The organism is uncultured Microbacterium sp. (genome assembly GCF_900078385.1).
Classification (GTDB): Bacteria; Actinomycetota; Actinomycetes; order Actinomycetales; family Microbacteriaceae; genus Microbacterium.
Map to the genome: position 1 here is coordinate 346,134 of NZ_FLQR01000006.1, position 18,271 is coordinate 364,404.

Consider the following 18,271-nt stretch of genomic DNA (forward strand, 5'->3'; position numbering starts at 1 on the left):
GCACTCGCGGTCGTCCCATACGACACACAGCACCCCTGCCCATTATGGTGGCCGTATGGGCATGATCTACTACGGCGGGTCGGCCACGCCGATCCATATCGAGGATCGGACGCTGGCCCACCTCAAGGTGGTTATCGCAACGAAACTCCGGCGCTCGGAGAGCTTCACGGTGTCCTGGAAGCATCCGGAAGACCACCCTTCGGGGCGCACCACCCTGTGGCTGCACCCCTCCATTCCGCTGCGCTTCGTCTTCGACGAGCCCGAACCTCCTCCGCTGAACCGTGAGTGGATCGAGGAACTCGCTAACTCGGCCAACTCCTCGGGCGGCATCATGCTCGTCGCGGACCACGTCGAGGCACCGGACGGCATCGAGGAACCGACGACCTAGCCTCAGCTGGGGACGAGCGAGTCCGAGATGTCGATGATCGGCCCGGTGTCCTCGCCGCCCCCTTCGGGGATCGGGATCACGGCGACCGGCACTCCCGGCGTGATCAGAAGATACGCCGTGCGCGGAGCGCCGTCGCCGTCGTTCACCTGGATCCACGCCGGACCGCTCGAGGAGAGCGCCGCCTCGATATCTGCCTGCACCGCGGCGAGTTCCCGCTGACCCACGCTGTACCGCTCGCCGCCGTAGTAGATGTCGATGCGCTTCACAGTTCCGTCCCCTCCGAAGTGGCGTGCTCGGCAGGCTCCGGCACGAGGTACAGCCCCGACGGCGAGTTCGCCGTGTAGGCGAGCGCCTCGACCCAGGCCATGTTGAGCTGGGGCCGGCGACTCCCGTAGTACTTGTAGACGAGCGAGCAGTGCGGGTGCAGCCAGATGGTCGTGCGTCCGTCGCCGATGCTCGTGTCGTCCTTCCAGGAGAAGTGGAAGGACTCGCCCCGTCGCAGCTTCGTCCCGATGACGAGCTGCAGGTGCGCGAGCTGGCGGTCTTCGAAATCGACCTTGACCACTCGGTCGTAGGTGAGCTTGCCCATCGTCAGGCCGCGGGCGTGCGATTTTCCGCACTGACCATCCAGGCGAACTGCTCGAGGCTCTCCAGGATCGCGTGCAGGATGTCGGCACTCGTGGGGTCCTCTTCGTCGACCGCGTCGTGCACGTCACGGCACGTGCCGATCGTCGCCTCGAGGCGCTCGGTCACGAGGTCGATGACGTCGCCCGTGGCGATCTCACCCTGGGGGAACTCCGGCAGCGTCGTGGTCTCCGCGACCGTGTCGCTGCGACCGTCCGGAAGGGCGTGCAGGGCCCGCATCCGCTCGGCGACGGTGTCGCTGAACCCCCGCGCCGCCTCGATGATCTCGTCGAGCTGGCGGTGCGTGTCCCGGAAGTTCTTGCCCACGACGTTCCAGTGCGCCTGCTTCCCCTGCGACGCGAGCTCCAGAAGGTCGACGAGCACGGCCTGCAGCTTCTCGCTGAGCTCCTTCGACGCCCGGAATCCGTTCTCCGCGTTCTGCTTGTCCGTCAACTGGGCGCCCGTCGCGCTCGGCCGCCGCTTGTTCTTCGGGGAGGACTTCGGGGAGGTGTTCTTCGCCTTCTGCGTCGTGGCCATGTCGAGCCGCCTTCCTTTCCGGGTGGGTCTCGAACGATACGCACTCCCCCCGGCGGGAGCATCGGGGTTGCGCCTGCCGGATGCCGGTGGTATCGCTTCGCCTACCCAGCCGGGCGCATCTCGTCAAGCCCGTGGCCGTCGTTCGCGATCCGGGCGAAAGTGCTCGGGAAGGAAGCGAGGCCGAGCATGGCACAGGACGTGATGACGGGGCGGACGGCGGCGGAACTCGTGGCGTCTGCGGAGGACGTCGAGGGGTTCGGGACGGATGTTCCCGCCACGCTCGCGTGGGTGAGCGACGTCGCCCCTTCGCTGCCGCTTCCCGGCCAGGGCGCGACCGCAGAGCTGTGGCATGCGCTGGCCGCCGTCGCCGCCCGCGATGTCGGCGCGGCCCGCATCCTCGAGCCGCACGTGGATGCGCTCGCGATCCTCGGCCAGGCCGGCGCATCGGGCGTCGACACCGGCGAACTGCGGCGCGCGCTCGACGTCGACGACGACAGCACGTGGGGCGTGTTCGCGGCCGAGGGTCCGGGGGCGCGCCTCGTCGCCGAGCGGCGCGAGCACGGCGAGTGGGAGCTGTCCGGGACCAAGCCGTGGTGCTCGCTCGCCGCGCACCTCACCCACGCGCTCGTCACAGCATGGGTGGGCCCCGAGCAGCGGCGGCTGTTCGCCGTCGGTCTGCGCGGCAGCGGAGCCGCGGCCCACTCGGGTCCCTGGGTCTCGCGCGGGCTGCAGCAGGTCGTGAGCGCGCCGGTCGACTTCACGCAGGCGTTCGCCGTGCCGGTGGGGGCGCCGGGCTGGTACCAGCGGCGCCCGGGCTTCGCGTGGGGCGGCATCGGGGTCGCGGCCATCTGGTGCGGCGGCGCGCGCCCGCTCGCGGACGCACTCGCCGCCGCCGCGCGCGCGGAGCGCGCCGACCAGCTGGCGCGGGCATACGCCGGCGCCGCGGATGCCGCGCTCTGGGGAGCCAGGACGGCCCTGAGCGACGCGGCCCGAGCGGTCGACGCGGGCGACCTCGACGACGCGGGCGCGCGCCTGCTCGCCGCGCGCGTCCGCGCCGTCGTCAGCGATGCCGTCGAGCGGGTGCTGGATCTCACCGACCGGGCGCTCGGTCCCGGTCCGCTCACGACCGACGAGGACCACGCGCGCCGGGTCGCCGATCTGCGCGTCTACGTCCGCCAGGACCACGCCGAGCGCGACCTCGCCCGGCTCGGCGCTCTGGTCGCCTCGTGAGCGTCGCGTTCGACCATCGCGACGCGGGCACCCCGGAAGCGGCGTGGTCCCATGCGGGCGCGGACGCCGTGCCGCTGGAGCTGCCGGAGCATCTCATCGTCTTCGCGGCGCACCCGGATGACGAGACGCTCGGTGCCGGCGGCCTCATGGCGCGGGCGTCGGCCGCCGGCGCCGTCGTCACAGTCGTCGTCGCGACGGACGGGGAGGCGGCAGGCCCCGCGGACGCCGGCGACGATGCGCACGGCGGCACCCGCCGCGGCGAGCTGGTCGAGGCCCTGCGGCACGTGGCGCCGCGCGCCCGCATCCGCTTCCTCGGTCTTCCCGACGGCGGCCTCCGCGAGCACGTCGGGGACCTGTCCGCCGCGATCGCGGAGGAGCTCGCCGACATCGACGTCACGACGACGCTTCTCGCGACGACCTGGTGGGGTGACGGGCACCGCGACCATCGCGTCCTCGGGGAGGCGGTGCGGGCCGGCGCGCGGGGAGCCGCCGTCGTCGGGTACCCCGTCTGGTACTGGCACTGGGGCGACCCGGAGGCCCCCGACCCCGGCCCGTGGCGCGAGGTCGCCCTCGATGACGACGCGCGCGCCGCGAAGACCGCCGCCATCGCGGCTTTCGTCTCGCAGTCGTCGGGTCCCGAGCCCATCCTGCACGCCGGCATGCTCGCGCACTTCGACCGGCCCGTGGAGCTGTTCCTCGCCGCGGAACCGGACCGGCCGCGCGTGTCGGTCGCGCCTGCGGACTTCGAGGCCTTCATCTCCCGGCACGACGACCCGTGGGGGTTCGAGACGCGCTGGTACGAGGAGCGCAAGCGTGCGCTGCTGCTCGCCTGCCTGCCGCGGCCGCGCTTCGAGAGCGCGCTCGAGCTCGGCTGCGCCACCGGCGTGCTCACGGCCGCGCTCGCGGCGCGCTGCGATCGGCTCCTCGCGGTCGACGCCTCCGCCGAGGCCCTGCGCCGGGCGGAGTCCAGAGTCGCGAGCGCGGACTTCACCCGCCTCACCCTCCCCGCGCAGTGGCCGGAAGGCCGGTTCGACCTCATCGTCCTCTCCGAGATCGCCTACTACTGGTCCGCGGACGACCTCCGCCTCGCCCTGCAGCGGATCAGGGCGTCCCTCGCCCCCGCCGGGGTGCTCGTGGCCTGCCATTGGCGGCACCCCATCGAGGGCGCCCCCCTCGATGGGGCGGTCGTGCACGCCGCACTCGCGCATCTCGGGCTCGCGCGACTGGCTCGGCACGTCGAGGACGACGTCCTCCTCGATGTGTGGACGGCGCCCGGCGCGCCGTCGGTCGCGCAGGCGGAGGGTCTCCGGTGACGCGGCGCATCGACGCGGTCGCGGTCGTGATCCCCGCGCACGACGAGGAGGAGCTGCTCGGCGCGTGCCTCGACTCGGTCGCCGTGGCGGTGCTCGCTGCGCAGGCCGTAGTCGAGCGCGTCGACGTCCACGTCGTCCTGGACGCGTGCACGGACGGGTCGGCGAGGATCGCGGCGGCCGCCGGCGTGCCGGTCACCGCCATCGACGCCCGCGCCGTCGGGGTCGCCCGCGCGGCCGGGATCGCCCAGGCTCTGGCCGCCCTGCCGGACCACGACCTCCGGCGGATCTGGACGGCCCACACGGATGCCGACTCCGTCGTGCCCCCGAACTGGATCACGCATCAGCTCGTCCACGCCCGTCGTGGCGCCGATCTCGTGATCGGGACCGTCCGACCCGACTTCGCCGACCTCTCCCCCGAGCAGACCGCCGCGTGGTGGGCGACGCACACACCGGGCGTCGCGAACGGGCACGTGCACGGCGCGAACCTCGGCATCCGCGCGTCGGCGCTCATCGGGGTCGGCGGGTTCCCCCCGGCGCCCGCGCACGAGGACGTCCGCGTGGCCGAGCTGATCCGTCAGGCCGGAGGGCGTGTGGTGGCGACGGACGCCGCGTGGGTGAGCACGAGCGGTCGGCGTGAGGGCCGTGCGCCGGAGGGCTATGCCCGCTACCTGCAGGAAGGGCTCCTCGACCGTGCGCGGCGGATCGGCGCGCCCGACACCCGCGAGATCTCGCTCCTTTAGCCCCGCGTCCCGCACGCTGTCAACCCGTGGACGCGGGCGCGGCAGGCGCGGGACGATGATGTCATGACCTCACTCGCTGTCATTCTGCTCATCGTCGGCATCGTCCTGCTTCTGCTCGGCGTCTTCGTCGAGGCCGCCAAGTTCCTCCTCTGGATCGGTCTCATCATCGTCATCATCGCGGTCATCGCCTGGCTGCTGCGGTTCGTCCGCCGCCAGACCTGACCCCGCACAGCAGAGAGGGCCGGAGCGCAGTGCGCTCCGGCCCTCTCTCGTGTGATGCGTCAGAAGCCCGGTGTGTCAGAGGCCGAGCGTGTCAGACCCCGAGGGGGCGCTCGCCGTACATCCGCGTCCACTCCTCCTCGAGTGCATCCTCGAACTCGTCCACCTCGTCCAGGAGCGACTCCTCGGGGACCGCGACGGCAGTCCGCGGCACATCCGGGGCGTGCAGCGCCATGCGCATTTCGGCGTCGGCGAGCAGGTGGCCGAGCGTCGCGTAGACATCGGTTCCGCCGGGGTGGGCAACCCAGGTCGCCTCGTAGGTCTCATCGGGTGTCTGCTCGACGTACGCGACGACGCTGGACGCCTCGTTCACCGCCACATCGCGGTCACGCAGTCGCCAGGACCGCTCGTCGAGCGGCTCGAGTGCGAGCCGCGGCGCGATCGTGATCGCCATCACTGCTCCTTCGACCGGGTCAGGCCGCGGCGGGGACGGCGTTCAGCGGCCGGGCCGCCTCGCGTGCGTCGATCGTCATCCCGCCGGTCGTGTTCGCGTCGTCGGCGAGCTGCCGGATGAGCTCGCGATCCAGCGCCTCCGCCTCGGCGGAACTGAACACGAACCGGAGCGGAATGGCCGGCTGGACCCAGAGCGTGGTGCGCCCACCCTCGTCTCCGGTCGGGTGCAAGACGTTGAGCGCGAAGCTCTCCTGGCGCCGCAGCTTGGTCGTCGCGACGAACTTCAGGTGCGCGAGCAGCCGGTCGGACATCTGGATCGGCGCGTCGCCGTTTCCGTAGTAGAGCTTTCCCATGGTGGTGGTCCTCTCGCTCTTGCTGTTCATGATGGGGGGTTCACGCGGCCCGGACGGTGAGCTGGCGCCGGCGCTGGTGGCGCCGCACGGCCAGTATGTCCGCGAGGCCACCCCGCCCGATCGGGCGCATCTCGGGGACCAGACCCGTTCCGAACCCCACGTGCGGGGCCGTGACCGGCTCGGGGACTGTGCCGAATGTGTGCATTGCGATGGTCATTCGTGTCTCCTTCTGTCGGCGCCGATCTCGGCTGATGTGAATCTAACTAAATATGTATCACACTTGCTGTGTTACTTTCCAGCTGTCACACAACATTGCGTATATACTCGACGGAACGCCCCATCGCGATACGGTTCCGATAACGCCGAGTCGCCGCGGATTACAAGGAGTTCCGGAGGTAGAGATATGCCGAAGCTGGTCATGCGGCACGAAATCGAGCACCTCTACGCTGCGCCCCCCACGTCGTCGGAGGGTCAGCGATTGAGTGCGGCAATCCTGAGGTTGCGCGAGGCGGAACGGGTGCAGGCGCAACGCACGCTGACGCGTGCGGGCCTCTCCCACCTCGACCTCTCCGCTCTGCGCTACCTCGTGCAGGGCTACCGGGACGGCCGGGACCTCAGCCCGAAGGACCTCATCGTCATGCTGGACACGTCCAGCGCGACGGTGACGAATGTGGTCGACCGGCTCGTGCACCGCTCGCTGATCGAGCGGGTGCAGCATCCGCACGACCGTCGCGCCCACTATCTCGTCCCCACCGAGGAAGCGATCGCACGCGTCGACGAGGCGTTCGCCGCTCACCACAAGGCCGTGGTCGACGTCATCGAGTCGCTGTCCCCCGAGGACGCGAAGATCGGCGCCGACATCATCTCGAAGCTCGCCGACTCGCTCGTCGAGTTGTCCGAGGCCGACGCCAAGACGCGCTGACTCCGGGGCAGGCTGTCGCGGGGGCGCGCTGACGCGCGTCAGACGATCGTGGCGCCGAACAGCGTCCCGACCGCGAAAGTGGCGCCCAGCGCCAGCATCCCGCCGATCACGGTGCGCAGCACCGCGCGTCCGCGGCTGGAGCCGCCGATCCACGCCGCCACATAGCCCGTGAGCGCGAGGGCCGCGAGGACGGCGACGAAGGTCCAGACGATGCGGGCCGGATGCGGCAGCAGCAGCACGGTCGCCAGCGGCAGGAGCGCACCGATCGTGAAGGCGATCCCGGACGCGAGCGCCGCGTGCCAAGGGCTGACGACATCCTGCTGATCGATGTTGAGCTCCATCGAGAGGTGCGCCCGGAGCGCATCCTTCTCGGTCAGCTCGACCGCGACCAGACGCGCCGTCTCGGGCCGCAGCCCCTGCGCCTCGTAGAGGCCGACGAGCTCCTCGAGCTCCTCCTCCGGCTCCTCTGCGAGCTCCCGGCGCTCCTTCGCGATCAGGGCCCGCTCGCTGTCGCGCTGGCTGGACACCGAGACGTACTCGCCCAGCGCCATCGAGATGGCACCGCCCACGAGCGCCGCGGCCCCCGCGAGCAGGACCGGCAGCGAATCGGAGGTCGCGCTCGCGACGCCGACCACGACGGCTGCCGTCGAGACGATGCCGTCGTTCGCGCCCAGCACGCCGGCGCGCAGCCAGTTCAGGCGCTGCGAGAGGCCGGCCGCGTGCGGTTCTCCGGCGTGTCCGACCGGGATCGGGGAGCTGGCGGGGCTGGTCATACCGCCAGGCTAGGCCGTCCGGGGCGCGATCTGCAGGACCCGGTGCGACGCGTGAGGCCCATGACGCGCCATCCGCCCCGCCGGCACCCGGTGCCCCTGCCGTTCGCTGCGGTGCGGCGGTACGCTCATGCCCCGCCGCGCGCCTCATGAGGCGCCGACGAAGCTGCGCTGCTCGACGAGGGGACAGGTGAAGACGTCGCGCTCCCCGAGCCCCACGCGGTTGATGTAGCGCACGACGATCGCGTACGACGCGAGGAGCCCGACGCTGGTGTACGGCACACCGTGCTCGCGGCAGTACTCCGCGATGATCGGCGCGGCCCGGCGCAGATGCGGGCGGGGCATCGAGGGGAAGAGGTGGTGCTCGACCTGGTAGTTGAGCCCACCCATGGTGACATCGAGCAGCCGGCCGCCGCGCACGTCACGGCTCATCATGACCTGGCGGTGCAGGAAGTCGAGCTTCATGTCGCGCGGGACGATCGGCATCCCCTTGTGATTCGGCGCGAAGGAGATGCCCATGTAGAAGCCGAAGAGGCCCAGCTGCACACCCAGGAATGCGAGCGCGACCCCGGGCGAGAGCACGAGGAAGACGAGCACCGCGAACCCGACGATCCGGACGAGCATCAACCCGATCTCGACCCAGCGACGGTCGAGGTGCTCGCGCACGGCCACGCGGCGGATGCCGGACGCGTGCAGGGACACCCCCTCGAACAGCAGGATGGGGAAGAAGAAGATGCCCTGGTGCGCGCGCAGCCATTGGACCGCGCGGTTGCGCGGCCGGGCGCGCTGCTCCGGGGCGACGACGATGACCGGGAGCTCGATGTCGGGATCGGCGCCGATCTTGTTCGGGTTCGCGTGGTGCCGGGTGTGCTTGTGCTGCCACCAGCCGTAGCTCATCCCGACGAGGAGGTCGCCGAGGACGAGGCTCGTCCAATCGTTCCACCGCCCGGACACGAAGATCTGGCGGTGCGCCGCGTCATGGCCGAGGAACGCGATCTGCGTGAAGACGACGGCGAGGACCGCCGCCGTGAACATCTGCCACCACGTGTCGCCGATGACGGCGAACGCGACCAGGCAGGCGGCCAGCAGCAGCGGCAGCCCGATGAGTTTGGACCAGTAGTAGCCGTAGCGCCGCCGGAGCAGTCCGCTGTCGCGGACCTTCTGCGCCAGATCCGAGAACTCGCTGACCGCTCGACCGGCGCCGCGGTCGGTGCGTGGGATGGTGCGGATGACGTCCACGATGCCCTCCTCGATGTTCAGGGCTGCGGAGCTGGCTCCGACGCTACGCCCTCAGCCTGTGCGCCTCACAGGTTCGGGGTGCGGTGCGAACGGCAGGATCGGACGTGACAAGTGGGGCGGATGTCGCGCCGTTCGCCCCACCCGCACCGTCTCCTCCTACGGTTCGCGTGGCATAGCGCGGCGGGATGCCGATGGCAACCCGCTGCCGGGTGCGCAGCGCATCCCGCATACTCGGCACGTGACTGCGACTTCGACGGCGACTGCCGCTTCCGGCTCGGCACCCCGGCGGCCGCGCCGCATCGACGTCGAGGACCTGGCCTTCCGCGTCATCTCCGGCGGGCCCGAAGCGGCGAGCGCGCTGCGGCCGCCGGTCGTCCTCGTGCACGGGATCGGCGTCTCGCACCGCTACCTCGCCCGGCTCCACGCCACCCTGGCCCTCGACGGGTCGGTGCACTCCATCGACATGCCCGGATACGCGGGGCTCCCCAAGCCCGGGCGGGACGTCCCCGTGGAGGCGATGGCGCACGCACTGACGGCCGTGATCGCCGGACTCGACCTCGGTCCCGTCGTCCTGGTCGGACACTCGATGGGCGCGCAGTGGGTCGTCGAGGCGGCGGCGCAGCGGCCCGACCTCGTGACCGACGTCGTCGTCATGGGACCGGTGGCCGATGCCGCGCACCGCACGCTCCGCGCCCAGCTCACCGCACTGGCCGTCGACACGCTCGGCGAGACACCCACCGTCAATGCGATCGTCCTCACTGACTATTTCCGCTGTGGGGTGCCGTGGTACCTCGCGCAGGTCCGGCACATGCTGTCCTACCCCATCGAGGACCGCGTCGCGGCGCTGGACGTGCCGGTGATGGTTCTCCGCGGGGCCCGCGATCCGATCGCGGGGCGCGAGTGGTGCCGCACCCTGCGGGACGCCACCGCGACGGCGACACTCGTCGAGATCCCGCGCGGGTTCCACGTCGTCCAGCACACCGCGCCACGAGCGGTGGCCTCCGCGATCCGCGCTCTCACGGGACGATCCCGGGTGACACCGTGATCCGCACGGCGCGGGTCCTGGTGTGGTGGTTCCGGGACTACGCCTATGCGGGCTTCTGGCAGCTGCGGGCCACGTTCAACCGCACCGATCCGGCGATCTTCCGCACGGGCGATCGCACGCCGATCGTCATCCTGCCGGGCGTCTACGAGACGTGGAAGTTCATGCAGCCCCTCGTCGCGGCCATGCACGATCGGGGCCATCCCGTCCACGTCGTCGAGCTGCTGCGCCGCAACCGCCGCCCCGTGGCCGAGATGGCCGAGAAGGTCACCGCCTACCTCGAGCAGCGGGATCTCCGCGACGTCGTCCTCGTGGCGCACAGCAAAGGCGGGCTCGTCGGCAAGCAGGTCATGGTCGGCCCGGCCGGCGACCGCGTCCGGTCGATGGTGGCCGTCGCGACGCCGTTCGCGGGGTCCCGCTACGCCACGATGCTTCCGGCCCGCTCGCTGCGCCTGTTCTCCCCACGGGATGCCACGATCGTGGCGCTCGGCGGGCAGCTGACCTTCAACACCCGCATCGTCTCGATCTACGGCACGTTCGACCCGCACATCCCGGAGCGGAGCGAACTGGCAGGCGCCCGGAACGTCATGCTCACGACCGGCGGGCATTTCCGGATCCTCGCGCACCCGCGAGTGCTCGAGGAGGTCGAGACCGCGGCCGCCTGATCCGCCCCGTCAGCCGGCATCCACCGTCGCGCGTCGCGGGTCGCGGATGCCGAGCCAGGAGACCACTCCCCCGCCGGCCAGCAGCACTGCGCACACGACCACGACCCGGTGCAGCCCCGCGAGGTCGAGATCTTCGGCGACGATCAGTGCGAGGGATGCGACGGTCAGGAGCCCCGCGATGCGTGCCACCGCGTTGTTCACCGCCGAGGCGACACCCGCGTGCACCGACTCGATCGCCCCCAGGATGGCCGCCGTCAGGGGCGACACGGTCAGGGCGAGCCCCAGTCCGAACACGAGCATGCTCGGCAGCACCTGCCACCAGTACGAGAACGCCTCCGACACGGTCAGCAGCAGCAGGCATCCCGCGGCCATGAGGAGAGGCCCGACGGTCATGAACACGCGCGCACCCCACCGCCCGGCGAGAGCGCCGGCGCGGGAGCTCAAGAGAGCGACCATCGCCGTCGAGGGCAGGCTCGCGAGCCCGGCGGCCGTCGCGGAGAGGCCCGCGTTCTCCTGCAGATACACCGCGACGACCATCATGTTCAGCGACAGCGCGCCGTAGATCAGCAGGGTGGCGAGGTTTCCCGTCGAGAAGTTCCGCACCCGGAAGAGCTCGAGCGGCAGCATCGGCGAGGCGACGTGGCGCTGGCGGCGGACGAACGCGACCAGCAGGATGAGGCCGCCGATGCCCGTGCCCCAGACGAGCGGATGCTCCCACCCGAGGCGGGCCTGTTCGATGAGGGCGACCACCGTCGCGCCGAGGCCGAGGGCGCACAGCGTCGCCCCGAGCCAATCGGCGCGCGCGCCCGGCTGCCGGACATCCTGCACCCCCATGCGCGGCAGCAGGAAGAGGGTCACGGCGATCGGGATGACGTTGATGAAGAACGCCCACCGCCAGGACGCGAGGTCGATCAGCACGCCGCCCAGCAGCGGCCCCGCGAGCAGGGAAGCGGTCGTGAGCGCGGTCCAGATGCCGATGGCGCGCGCCTGCGCGACCCCCTGGAATGTCGAGGTGATGAGCGCGAGCGAGCTCGGGACCAGGAATGCGCCGGCGGCCCCCTGCAGGGCCCGCGCCGCGATGAGCACCGTGGGGTCGGGCGCGAGACCCACCGCGACCGAGGCGATGCCGAACCCGATGAGGCCCAGGCGGATCACGAGGACGCGGCCGAACGCATCGCTGACCGAGCCGGCGAGCAGGATGAGCGCGCCGAGCGTGATGAGGTACGCGTCGACCGCCCATTGCTGCGTCACGAGGCCGCCGCCGAGATCCCGGCTGATGGCGGGGAGCGCGACGTTGACGATCGTCCCGTCCAGGAACGCCACGAAGGAGGCGAGCACGGCGACCGTCAGGACCGTCCGCGCGGGACCGGTGATCGGTGCGCTCATGCGGTCAACCTACGCCGCCCGGAGAGGTGCCGGGGCGGCGACGCGTGTCTACAGTGGTGACGAGTGGAGTCGGAGGTCGGATGCGGGCACTCATCGCGAGCGGCGCGGGGCGCTACGCCGACCCGTGGCATCCGTTCCCGCGCACGACGCCACTCGTGTCGGCCGCACTGGCGGACGCGGGGTTCGAGGTGAGCGTCGACGACGTCGACAGCGCCCTGACCCGGCTTCGGGGTGTCGACCTCTTGGTCCTCCATGCGGGCGCCCCGGGGGACGGCGCTCCCCCGCCGGATGCCGCGGCGGCGGGCCTCGCGGACGCACAGGCGCGTGGGATCGGTGTCCTCGCCGTGCACATCGGGCTGCGCTGCCTGCAGGCCCTCCCGGGCGGGCCGGAACTGCTGGGCGGGCGGTGGGTCGACGACGTGTCCTGGCACCCGCCGCTCGGACGCACGACCATTCACGGCGGCACCCTGCCGGGCGGCGGGGCGCTGGCCGACTTCGACGTCGAGGACGAGCGGTACCTGGGCCTGCAGCTGCTCGGTACGCGCGCCGAGGTCGCCCACCACGAGCACGACGGCGTCCTGTCACCGACCGCCTGGGTGCGCGAAGTGGGCGCCGCGCGGATCGCGGTGGACCTGCTCGGCCATGACGAGCGGTCCTACGATTCGGCGGGGCGCCGCGCGCTCCTCGGTGCGCTCGCAGCGTGGGCGGCACGCGGATGACGACCGCGGAAACGGATGCCGTCGTGGCACGCCTGCTGCGCAGCGACGAGCCATCGATACGCTGGCGCGTGCGTGCAGAGCTCCTCGGCGAACCGGTGGACGCGCGGCCGATGCGGGCACTCCGGAAGGAGATTCGCGATTCGGCGCGGGTGCGCACGATCATCGCCGCGGCGGCCGATCTGCAGCCGTACGCGAAATGGCGCGGCGCGCACTGGGCACTCCTTTCCCTCGCCGCCCTCGGCTACCCGCCCGGCGACGCCGCACTCCTTCCGCTCCGCGATGCCGTGCTGGGTCACTGGCTGTCGCCCCGCTACCTGGTCGACCGGGACGTGCCGCGCGTGACACCTCAGGTGACGCGGACGGCGGTCCCCCGCGTGGGGGGCCGGTCACGCCGGTGCGGATCGCAGCACGGCGGCGCCCTGCTCGCGATCACCCGCCTCGGCGTCGACGACGGGCGCGGGGAGGTGCTCGCGGCGCGGCTCTCGGACTGGCAGTGGCCGGACGGCGGCTGGAACTGCGACCGCGACCCGGCAGCGGCGATGTCGTCGGTGAACGAGACCCTCCTTCCCATGCGCGGGCTGCACGCGTTCGCCGAGGCGACCGGAGATACCGTCGCCGCTGCGAGCGCACGCGCGGCGGCAGAGGTGTTCCTGCAGCGCCGCGTCGCATGGCGTCGGCGGACCCCCGGCGAGCCGATCGCGTCCGACGTCCTGAAGCTGCACCACCCGGTCTACTGGCACTACGACGTACTCGCCGGCCTCGTCGGTCTCGCCGAGCTCGACATGGTCGGTGATCCCCGCTGCCATGACGCGATCGACCACCTCGAATCATTGCGCCGCCCGGACGGCCAGTGGAGCGCGACCGCACGCTACTGGCGACTTGCCGCAGAGGGATCGAACATCGAGTCCGTGCCGTGGGACACGGTCTCGACCCGCACGCCGAACGAATGGGTGACTCTCGACGCGCTCCTCACCCTCAAGGCCGCAGGACGCTGACGGCGGATCACTCCGATTCGAGGCTGCTCGTGTGGTGCGGAGTGCCGACCGGCTTGGATTCGGACGACCCGCGCTGCCTCAGATAGATCGAGAACGCGACCATCGCGCCCACCGCGAGGAACTCCGATTGCCAATTCTGGAGCGTACGGTTCCAGAACTCCGCCGACGCGACGTAGTCCAGCCACGTCTCCGGCGGCATGCCGTGCTGGGCATTCTGTTCATTGGCCACGATGTGCCCGGCGAGAGACTGCGCGAACCACGACAGCAGGAAGATCGTCCCCATCACGATCAGCAGGGAGTTCGAGTAGATCCACAGGCGGATGCCGCGGACGCGCGCCCAGGAGGGCGAGTCGGGGCGCGCGTGCTCGCCGACCATCTGGTCCTCGTCCGAGCCCAGCCCCTCATCTCCCGGCTTCTTCGACTCGGGTGACCCCCGCTGGATCAACCAGATCGTCGCGAGGATGAAGAGGAAGAACTGCAGGAACTCGGACTGCCAGTTCTCGGCGACGTCGACGAGGAAGTCCGAGGAAGTGACGAACTGCCAATAGCCGACAGCAGCCTGGCCGTGCTGCGCGTTCTCCTCATTGAGGTAGGCGTGTCCGGCAAAGGACTGCCCGAGGAGGGACAGCATGAAGATGAGGAGGAAAGCAAGGCTCAGCCCGTTGTCGCGCGCGACGCGAGTCATCTCAGCGCCCCGCAAGCGGTAGGGCGATCATGACCGCCAGCCCGACCACGGCGACGACCATCCATGACCAGAACATCGCCCGCATCCCTGCATGCGGCGTCTCGTGTCCCATGGCAAGCTCCCGGCTCGTCAATCGAAGTCGTCATCCGCGTCGGAGAACGACGAGGCCTCCTCGGTCACGGGACGCGACGGGCGCAGCTTGGCGGCCCGCATCCGCAGTTCGGCGATGACCGCAGCGTCACCCCCGATCTCCTCTACTCCGGTCGCCGGCATCGTGTAGAGCTGGCTCGCCGGGCCGATGAGGAGCTCGGCGATGGTCGTGGCGCCGGTCTCGTCGACCACCGGCACGGCGACGACGTCGGAGGTGTTCGCCTCGGCGAGCGCCGACGCGTAATCCAGCAGCGCGGCCGCCGTGTCGTCCGCCATCAGGATCGTGTCGCCGGTGTAGTGGAATCGTTGCATGACGCCATCCTGCCCAACACGGCGCGCGGCCTCGCAGGGGTTGCGCATGCGCTTTCCGGTGCTTATCGTTCGCGCCGCGACGATCATCCCTTCAGCCCTCCAGCGCTGATGCCCTGGATGATCTGACGCTGGCCGAGGAAAAAGATGACGATCATCGGGATCGTGGCGATGACACTCGCCGTCACGATGATCTCCCAGTGCCATTCGCCGCCGAAGCCGAACGCGTCGACGAGGGATTTGAGTCCACGCGGGATGGTGAAGGTCGAGGCGTCGCGCAGGTAGATGAGCGCGCGCATGAGGTCGGTCCAGACGGCCTGCACCTCGAAGACCAGGGTCACGGCGAGCGCCGGCTTGCTCAGCGGCAGCGCGATCCGCCAGAAGACCCCCCACTGGGTCGCCCCGTCGACCCGGGCGGCGTCGAACAGGTCGCGCGGGAGCCCGAGCATGAACTGTCGCAGCAGGAACACGTAGAAGGCGCTCGCGAAGAGGTTCTGGCCCCACATCGGGACGAGCGTCCCGACGAGGCCCAGAGAATTCCAGATGAGGAACGTCGGGATCATCGTCACGGCGCCGGGGAGCATCATGGTGGCGAGGACGAGGCCGAACAGTGCGTTGCGGCCGCGGAAGCTGAAATAGGCGAAGCCCCACGCGACCATGGCACTGGAGATCGTCACGGCGACGGCCGCGAGCACCGTCACGATGAGCGTGTTCAGCAGCCACAGCGCAAGCGGAGCCTCCTGCCAGACCCGGATGTAGTTGTCCCACGTGAAGGTCTCCGGGATGAGGCGGTTGTCGAAGACCTGACCGCGGGGCTTGAAGGAGGCGCTGATCAGCCACACGAAGGGGTAGGCGAAGATCACGGCGAAGATCGCGAGGGCGATGCCGATGATCACGCGGCTGACCCGGTGCGGCCTGCGCCGTTCGCGCACGCGGACCGGGCTGCCCTGTGGTTCATCACCGAGGGGAGCGGCCGCCGGCGGGCGGGTGGCGGACAGCGTCATCGCGCTTCCTCCCCCTCGTAGTAGACGAGCCGGCGCGAGATGAGGATCTGCACGGTGGTGACGACCATGATCAGCGCGAACAGCACCCAGGCGAGCGCCGACGCGTATCCCATGTGCAGGAATTCGAAGGCCTGCTGGAAGAGGTAGATGACGTAGAACAGCGCCGCGTCATTGCTGTACGTCGTGTTCCCTGCCCCGAAGAACGCGGTGTACGCCTCATCGAAGGTCTGGAGCCCCGCGATCGTGTTGACGATGACGATGAAGAACAGCGCCGGGCTGATCATCGGCAGGGTCACGCTGAGCGACTGCCGCCAGAACCCGGCGCCGTCCAGGCGGGCGGACTCGTACAGCTCCTCAGGCACGCTCTGCAGCGCGGCGAGCAGGATGATGACGGAGGCGCCGACGGTCCACAGGCTCATGATCACGAGGCCCGGCTTCACCCATGCCGGGTCGGTGGTCCAGGACGGCCCGTCGATCCCGATCGTTCCGAGCATGCTGTTGAACAGGCCGTTCTGCCCGTTGAACAGGAGCAGGAACAGCACGCCGACGGCCACGGGCGGGGTCATCTTCGGGAGGAAGAAGATCGTGCGGTAGAACCCCGACGCACGACCCGCCCGATGCAGCAGCAACGCCAGCAGCAGCGACACGATGACATACAGGGGCACCTGGAGCGCCGTGAAGAGGAACGTGTTGCTGAGCGCGAGTCCCACTTTCGGGTCATCGAACAGCTCCGCGAAGTTGTCCAACCCCACGAAGGTCGGGTCGTTGATCACGTCGTAGTCGGTCAGCGACAGGTACGCGCTGTAGATCAGCGGCCACGCGGTGAAAACGAGGAAGCCGATGATCCAGGGGCTCAGGAACAGCACAGCCGTCCCGGCGTTGCGCCGGTGCGCGCGGGCGCGCGATGCGTCACGCGCCCGCTGGGTCGGATCGTCCGCGACGATCGTGGCCGCGGCCATGATCAGTCACTCGATTCCAGCTTGGCCCATCCCTCATCGAGGGCAGACTGCGCCTTCTCCTGCGCCGCTGCCAGTGCGTCGGCGGGCTCCTTCTGGCCGTTCAGCACGGCGTTGACGGCGTCGAACATCGCCGCCTTGAACTCCGCGTCGGCCGGATTGGCCGGGAGGCTGAAGGTGCGGTCGTTCGCCTCGTACATCTTCTCCACGGCGGTCGCCCACGGCTCGTCGTCGGCCGTCGTCATCTCGCGGATCATCGAGTCGGCCTCGGCGTTGCCCGTGAGGATGCCGGTGAACGCTTTGCCCTCTTCGTTCCGCGCCTCCAGACGCGCGTTCGCCGCGGCCTCCCATGCGTCGAGCGAGGTCATGACACGCGCGAACCGGCACGCGGCGGCCGGGTTCTCGGCGCCGGCCGGAATGACCCATGCCGAGCCGGATGCGTACGCCAGCGGCTCGCCGTTGCGGTCGCGCACCGTGTCGAAGGTCACCGGCGCATCGGGCGACACATCGTTCAGCACGTTGACGTACCACTGCTCCATCGGCATGGCGCCGAGGACGTCGGTCGCGAACTGGTTCCCCTCGCCGAAGAAGTCGGCCGAGTCGCGGTAGGCCTTGACCGCGCTGAAGCCGCCCTGGGAGTCGTAGATGCCCACTGCCCACTCGAGCGCCTCGAGGACGGCTGGGTCGTCGAGCTGCGCGGTCTTGCCGTCATCCGATATGAGCGCCGCGCCATTGGCCATCGCCCAGAGCGGGAGGAACTCGGGGAGCTTGCTGTCCACGCCGATGACGGAGAGCTTGCCGGATGCCTCCGTCGTCATCGCCTCGGCGGCGCCCGCCATGGCATCCCAATCGGACCCGTTGACGTCGTCGAGCGTCAGGCCGGCCGCTTCCAGCAGATCGGCGTTCGCCATCGTGATCTGCACGGTGTTGAACTCGGGGATGCCGTAGACGTCGTCGGCCAGGGTGACTTGGGCGAGACCGGACTCCACGAAGTCCTGCGTCGGGATGTCCTCGCCCTCGATGCAGTCGCCGAGGGGCACGATGGCGCCGCGGGCGGCGAGCGAGCCCACCTGGTCACGGTTCGCGTAGACGAGGTCCGGCGGCGCGCCGGTCGCGATCGCCGAGAGGAGCTGCTGCATGTCGAGGTCGCCCTCCGCGAGCTTGACGTCGACGTCGCCGACAGCCTCCTTCGCCAGATCGAGGCGTGACGTCGCGACCTCGTCGACGCCGGTGAAGCCCATGATCGAGAGCGACCCGGTGAGTTCGGTGTCGGGGCTGTACTCCGCGTCGTCATCGTCGTTGCCGCCGGTCCCCTGCGCGCAGCCGGTGAGGCCGCCGAAGAGGGTGAGTGCGGCGGCGACCGCGACGAGTCGTCTGGATGTGGTGTGCACGATGTCCCCCTACGTTTTGTCCTCGGTGAGCGCCCGAGAAGTGGGCGGTGGGCAGAAGATAGATCGCCGATTCCGCTCCGCGCGGGGGCTTGACACGCAACCTGCTCGGGGGTAGCCGATCATTCGCTCACCTACGTCCCGCGCGCAGAGCGGGATCGGGATTCCACATCGCGCGGCGAGA

The 18,271-nt window shown here is 70.4% G+C and carries 24 protein-coding genes; 10 read left to right on the top strand and 14 right to left on the bottom strand.

The features are described 5' to 3' along the window. Window positions 1-55 precede the first annotated feature (55 nt). Entirely contained in the window at window positions 56-388 is a 333-nt protein-coding gene (locus tag QZL85_RS06700; RefSeq protein ID WP_295575188.1) for a hypothetical protein, read from the top strand. A gap of 2 nt (window positions 389-390) precedes the next feature. Here QZL85_RS06700 and QZL85_RS06705 read toward each other — a convergent pair whose 3' ends face one another. Genes QZL85_RS06705 through QZL85_RS06715 form a run of 3 tightly spaced genes read right to left on the bottom strand, consistent with a single transcriptional unit; the run spans window position 391 to window position 1,549 of the window. After that, a complete protein-coding gene (locus QZL85_RS06705) occupies window positions 391-654 on the bottom strand; it encodes a hypothetical protein (protein ID WP_295575190.1) in 264 nt (87 codons plus the stop codon). After that, the gene (locus QZL85_RS06710) at window positions 651-977 is read right to left on the bottom strand and encodes an ATP-dependent DNA ligase (protein WP_295575192.1); all 327 of its coding nucleotides are present in this window, start codon (window positions 975-977) and stop codon (window positions 651-653) included. The genes QZL85_RS06705 and QZL85_RS06710 overlap by 4 nt, the downstream gene beginning before the upstream one ends. Window positions 978-979: 2 nt before the next feature. Next, the gene (locus QZL85_RS06715; protein WP_295575194.1) at window positions 980-1,549 is read right to left on the bottom strand and encodes a Dps family protein; all 570 of its coding nucleotides are present in this window, start codon (window positions 1,547-1,549) and stop codon (window positions 980-982) included. A 186-nt stretch (window positions 1,550-1,735) separates the two neighbouring features. Here QZL85_RS06715 and QZL85_RS06720 point away from each other — a divergent pair, with 186 nt between their 5' ends. The 4 genes from QZL85_RS06720 to QZL85_RS06735 all read left to right on the top strand — a co-directional run bounded on the left by QZL85_RS06720 (window position 1,736) and on the right by QZL85_RS06735 (window position 5,054). Further along, window positions 1,736-2,779: an acyl-CoA dehydrogenase gene (locus tag QZL85_RS06720; RefSeq protein ID WP_295575195.1), complete on the top strand. Its 1,044-nt coding sequence runs from the start codon at window positions 1,736-1,738 to the stop codon at window positions 2,777-2,779. Further along, entirely contained in the window at window positions 2,776-4,092 is a 1,317-nt protein-coding gene (locus QZL85_RS06725; RefSeq protein ID WP_295575197.1) for a bifunctional PIG-L family deacetylase/class I SAM-dependent methyltransferase, read from the top strand. The genes QZL85_RS06720 and QZL85_RS06725 overlap by 4 nt, the downstream gene beginning before the upstream one ends. Then, window positions 4,089-4,832 carry a glycosyltransferase family 2 protein gene (locus QZL85_RS06730; protein ID WP_295575199.1) on the top strand — a complete coding sequence of 248 codons (744 nt, stop codon included), beginning with the start codon at window positions 4,089-4,091 and terminating at the stop codon, window positions 4,830-4,832. Before QZL85_RS06725 ends, QZL85_RS06730 begins: the two co-directional genes overlap by 4 nt. A 63-nt stretch (window positions 4,833-4,895) precedes the next feature. Further along, a complete protein-coding gene (locus QZL85_RS06735; protein WP_295575201.1) occupies window positions 4,896-5,054 on the top strand; it encodes a hypothetical protein in 159 nt (52 codons plus the stop codon). 91 nt (window positions 5,055-5,145) lie between these two features. Here the strand turns inward: QZL85_RS06735 and QZL85_RS06740 are convergent, their stop codons facing one another. Genes QZL85_RS06740 through QZL85_RS06750 form a run of 3 tightly spaced genes read right to left on the bottom strand, consistent with a single transcriptional unit; the run spans window position 5,146 to window position 6,074 of the window. Further along, entirely contained in the window at window positions 5,146-5,505 is a 360-nt protein-coding gene (locus tag QZL85_RS06740; protein ID WP_295575203.1) for a hypothetical protein, read from the bottom strand. Between the two features lie 19 nt (window positions 5,506-5,524). Beyond that, a complete protein-coding gene (locus QZL85_RS06745; protein WP_295575205.1) occupies window positions 5,525-5,857 on the bottom strand; it encodes a hypothetical protein in 333 nt (110 codons plus the stop codon). Window positions 5,858-5,897: 40 nt separating this feature from the next. After that, window positions 5,898-6,074, bottom strand: a complete 177-nt coding sequence (locus QZL85_RS06750) for a hypothetical protein (protein ID WP_295575207.1) — start codon at window positions 6,072-6,074, stop codon at window positions 5,898-5,900. 300 nt (window positions 6,075-6,374) lie between these two features. On the opposite strand from QZL85_RS06750, the gene QZL85_RS06755 reads away from it, so the two are divergent. Next, the gene (locus QZL85_RS06755) at window positions 6,375-6,779 is read left to right on the top strand and encodes a MarR family winged helix-turn-helix transcriptional regulator (protein ID WP_295575209.1); all 405 of its coding nucleotides are present in this window, start codon (window positions 6,375-6,377) and stop codon (window positions 6,777-6,779) included. A 38-nt stretch (window positions 6,780-6,817) separates the two neighbouring features. Here QZL85_RS06755 and QZL85_RS06760 read toward each other — a convergent pair whose 3' ends face one another. Both QZL85_RS06760 and QZL85_RS06765 read right to left on the bottom strand, forming a co-directional pair. Beyond that, complete coding sequence (locus tag QZL85_RS06760) at window positions 6,818-7,552, bottom strand: VIT1/CCC1 transporter family protein (protein WP_295575211.1); 735 nt, start codon at window positions 7,550-7,552, stop codon at window positions 6,818-6,820. A gap of 144 nt (window positions 7,553-7,696) precedes the next feature. After that, window positions 7,697-8,788 (bottom strand): acyl-CoA desaturase, encoded by a 1,092-nt coding sequence (locus tag QZL85_RS06765; RefSeq protein WP_295575213.1) that lies wholly within the window; start codon window positions 8,786-8,788, stop codon window positions 7,697-7,699. A gap of 238 nt (window positions 8,789-9,026) precedes the next feature. On the opposite strand from QZL85_RS06765, the gene QZL85_RS06770 reads away from it, so the two are divergent. Together QZL85_RS06770 and QZL85_RS06775 are read left to right on the top strand one after the other, a co-directional pair. Continuing rightward, on the top strand, window positions 9,027-9,833 hold the full coding sequence (locus tag QZL85_RS06770) for an alpha/beta fold hydrolase (RefSeq protein WP_295575215.1): 807 nt from the start codon (window positions 9,027-9,029) through the stop codon (window positions 9,831-9,833). Beyond that, window positions 9,830-10,495 (top strand): triacylglycerol lipase, encoded by a 666-nt coding sequence (locus QZL85_RS06775; RefSeq protein WP_295575216.1) that lies wholly within the window; start codon window positions 9,830-9,832, stop codon window positions 10,493-10,495. The genes QZL85_RS06770 and QZL85_RS06775 overlap by 4 nt, the downstream gene beginning before the upstream one ends. Before the next feature lie 9 nt (window positions 10,496-10,504). Here QZL85_RS06775 and QZL85_RS06780 read toward each other — a convergent pair whose 3' ends face one another. Continuing rightward, entirely contained in the window at window positions 10,505-11,881 is a 1,377-nt protein-coding gene (locus QZL85_RS06780; RefSeq protein WP_295575218.1) for an MFS transporter, read from the bottom strand. An 80-nt stretch (window positions 11,882-11,961) separates the two neighbouring features. Here QZL85_RS06780 and QZL85_RS06785 point away from each other — a divergent pair, with 80 nt between their 5' ends. Beyond that, entirely contained in the window at window positions 11,962-12,600 is a 639-nt protein-coding gene (locus tag QZL85_RS06785) for a ThuA domain-containing protein (RefSeq protein ID WP_295575221.1), read from the top strand. Continuing rightward, window positions 12,597-13,595, top strand: coding sequence for a hypothetical protein (locus tag QZL85_RS06790; RefSeq protein ID WP_295575224.1), 999 nt, complete (start codon window positions 12,597-12,599; stop codon window positions 13,593-13,595). Before QZL85_RS06785 ends, QZL85_RS06790 begins: the two co-directional genes overlap by 4 nt. A 7-nt stretch (window positions 13,596-13,602) precedes the next feature. On the opposite strand, the gene QZL85_RS06795 is transcribed toward QZL85_RS06790, so the two are convergent. The 5 genes from QZL85_RS06795 to QZL85_RS06815 all read right to left on the bottom strand — a co-directional run bounded on the left by QZL85_RS06795 (window position 13,603) and on the right by QZL85_RS06815 (window position 18,090). Then, window positions 13,603-14,280, bottom strand: a complete 678-nt coding sequence (locus QZL85_RS06795; protein ID WP_295575226.1) for a DUF6766 family protein — start codon at window positions 14,278-14,280, stop codon at window positions 13,603-13,605. Window positions 14,281-14,409: 129 nt separating this feature from the next. After that, the gene (locus QZL85_RS06800) at window positions 14,410-14,742 is read right to left on the bottom strand and encodes a hypothetical protein (protein WP_295575227.1); all 333 of its coding nucleotides are present in this window, start codon (window positions 14,740-14,742) and stop codon (window positions 14,410-14,412) included. A gap of 83 nt (window positions 14,743-14,825) precedes the next feature. Beyond that, window positions 14,826-15,743, bottom strand: coding sequence for a carbohydrate ABC transporter permease (locus QZL85_RS06805; protein WP_295575229.1), 918 nt, complete (start codon window positions 15,741-15,743; stop codon window positions 14,826-14,828). Further along, window positions 15,740-16,702 (bottom strand): carbohydrate ABC transporter permease, encoded by a 963-nt coding sequence (locus tag QZL85_RS06810; protein ID WP_295575231.1) that lies wholly within the window; start codon window positions 16,700-16,702, stop codon window positions 15,740-15,742. The genes QZL85_RS06805 and QZL85_RS06810 overlap by 4 nt, the downstream gene beginning before the upstream one ends. A gap of 2 nt (window positions 16,703-16,704) precedes the next feature. Further along, window positions 16,705-18,090 carry an ABC transporter substrate-binding protein gene (locus QZL85_RS06815; protein ID WP_295575233.1) on the bottom strand — a complete coding sequence of 462 codons (1,386 nt, stop codon included), beginning with the start codon at window positions 18,088-18,090 and terminating at the stop codon, window positions 16,705-16,707. Window positions 18,091-18,271: the final 181 nt, after the last annotated feature.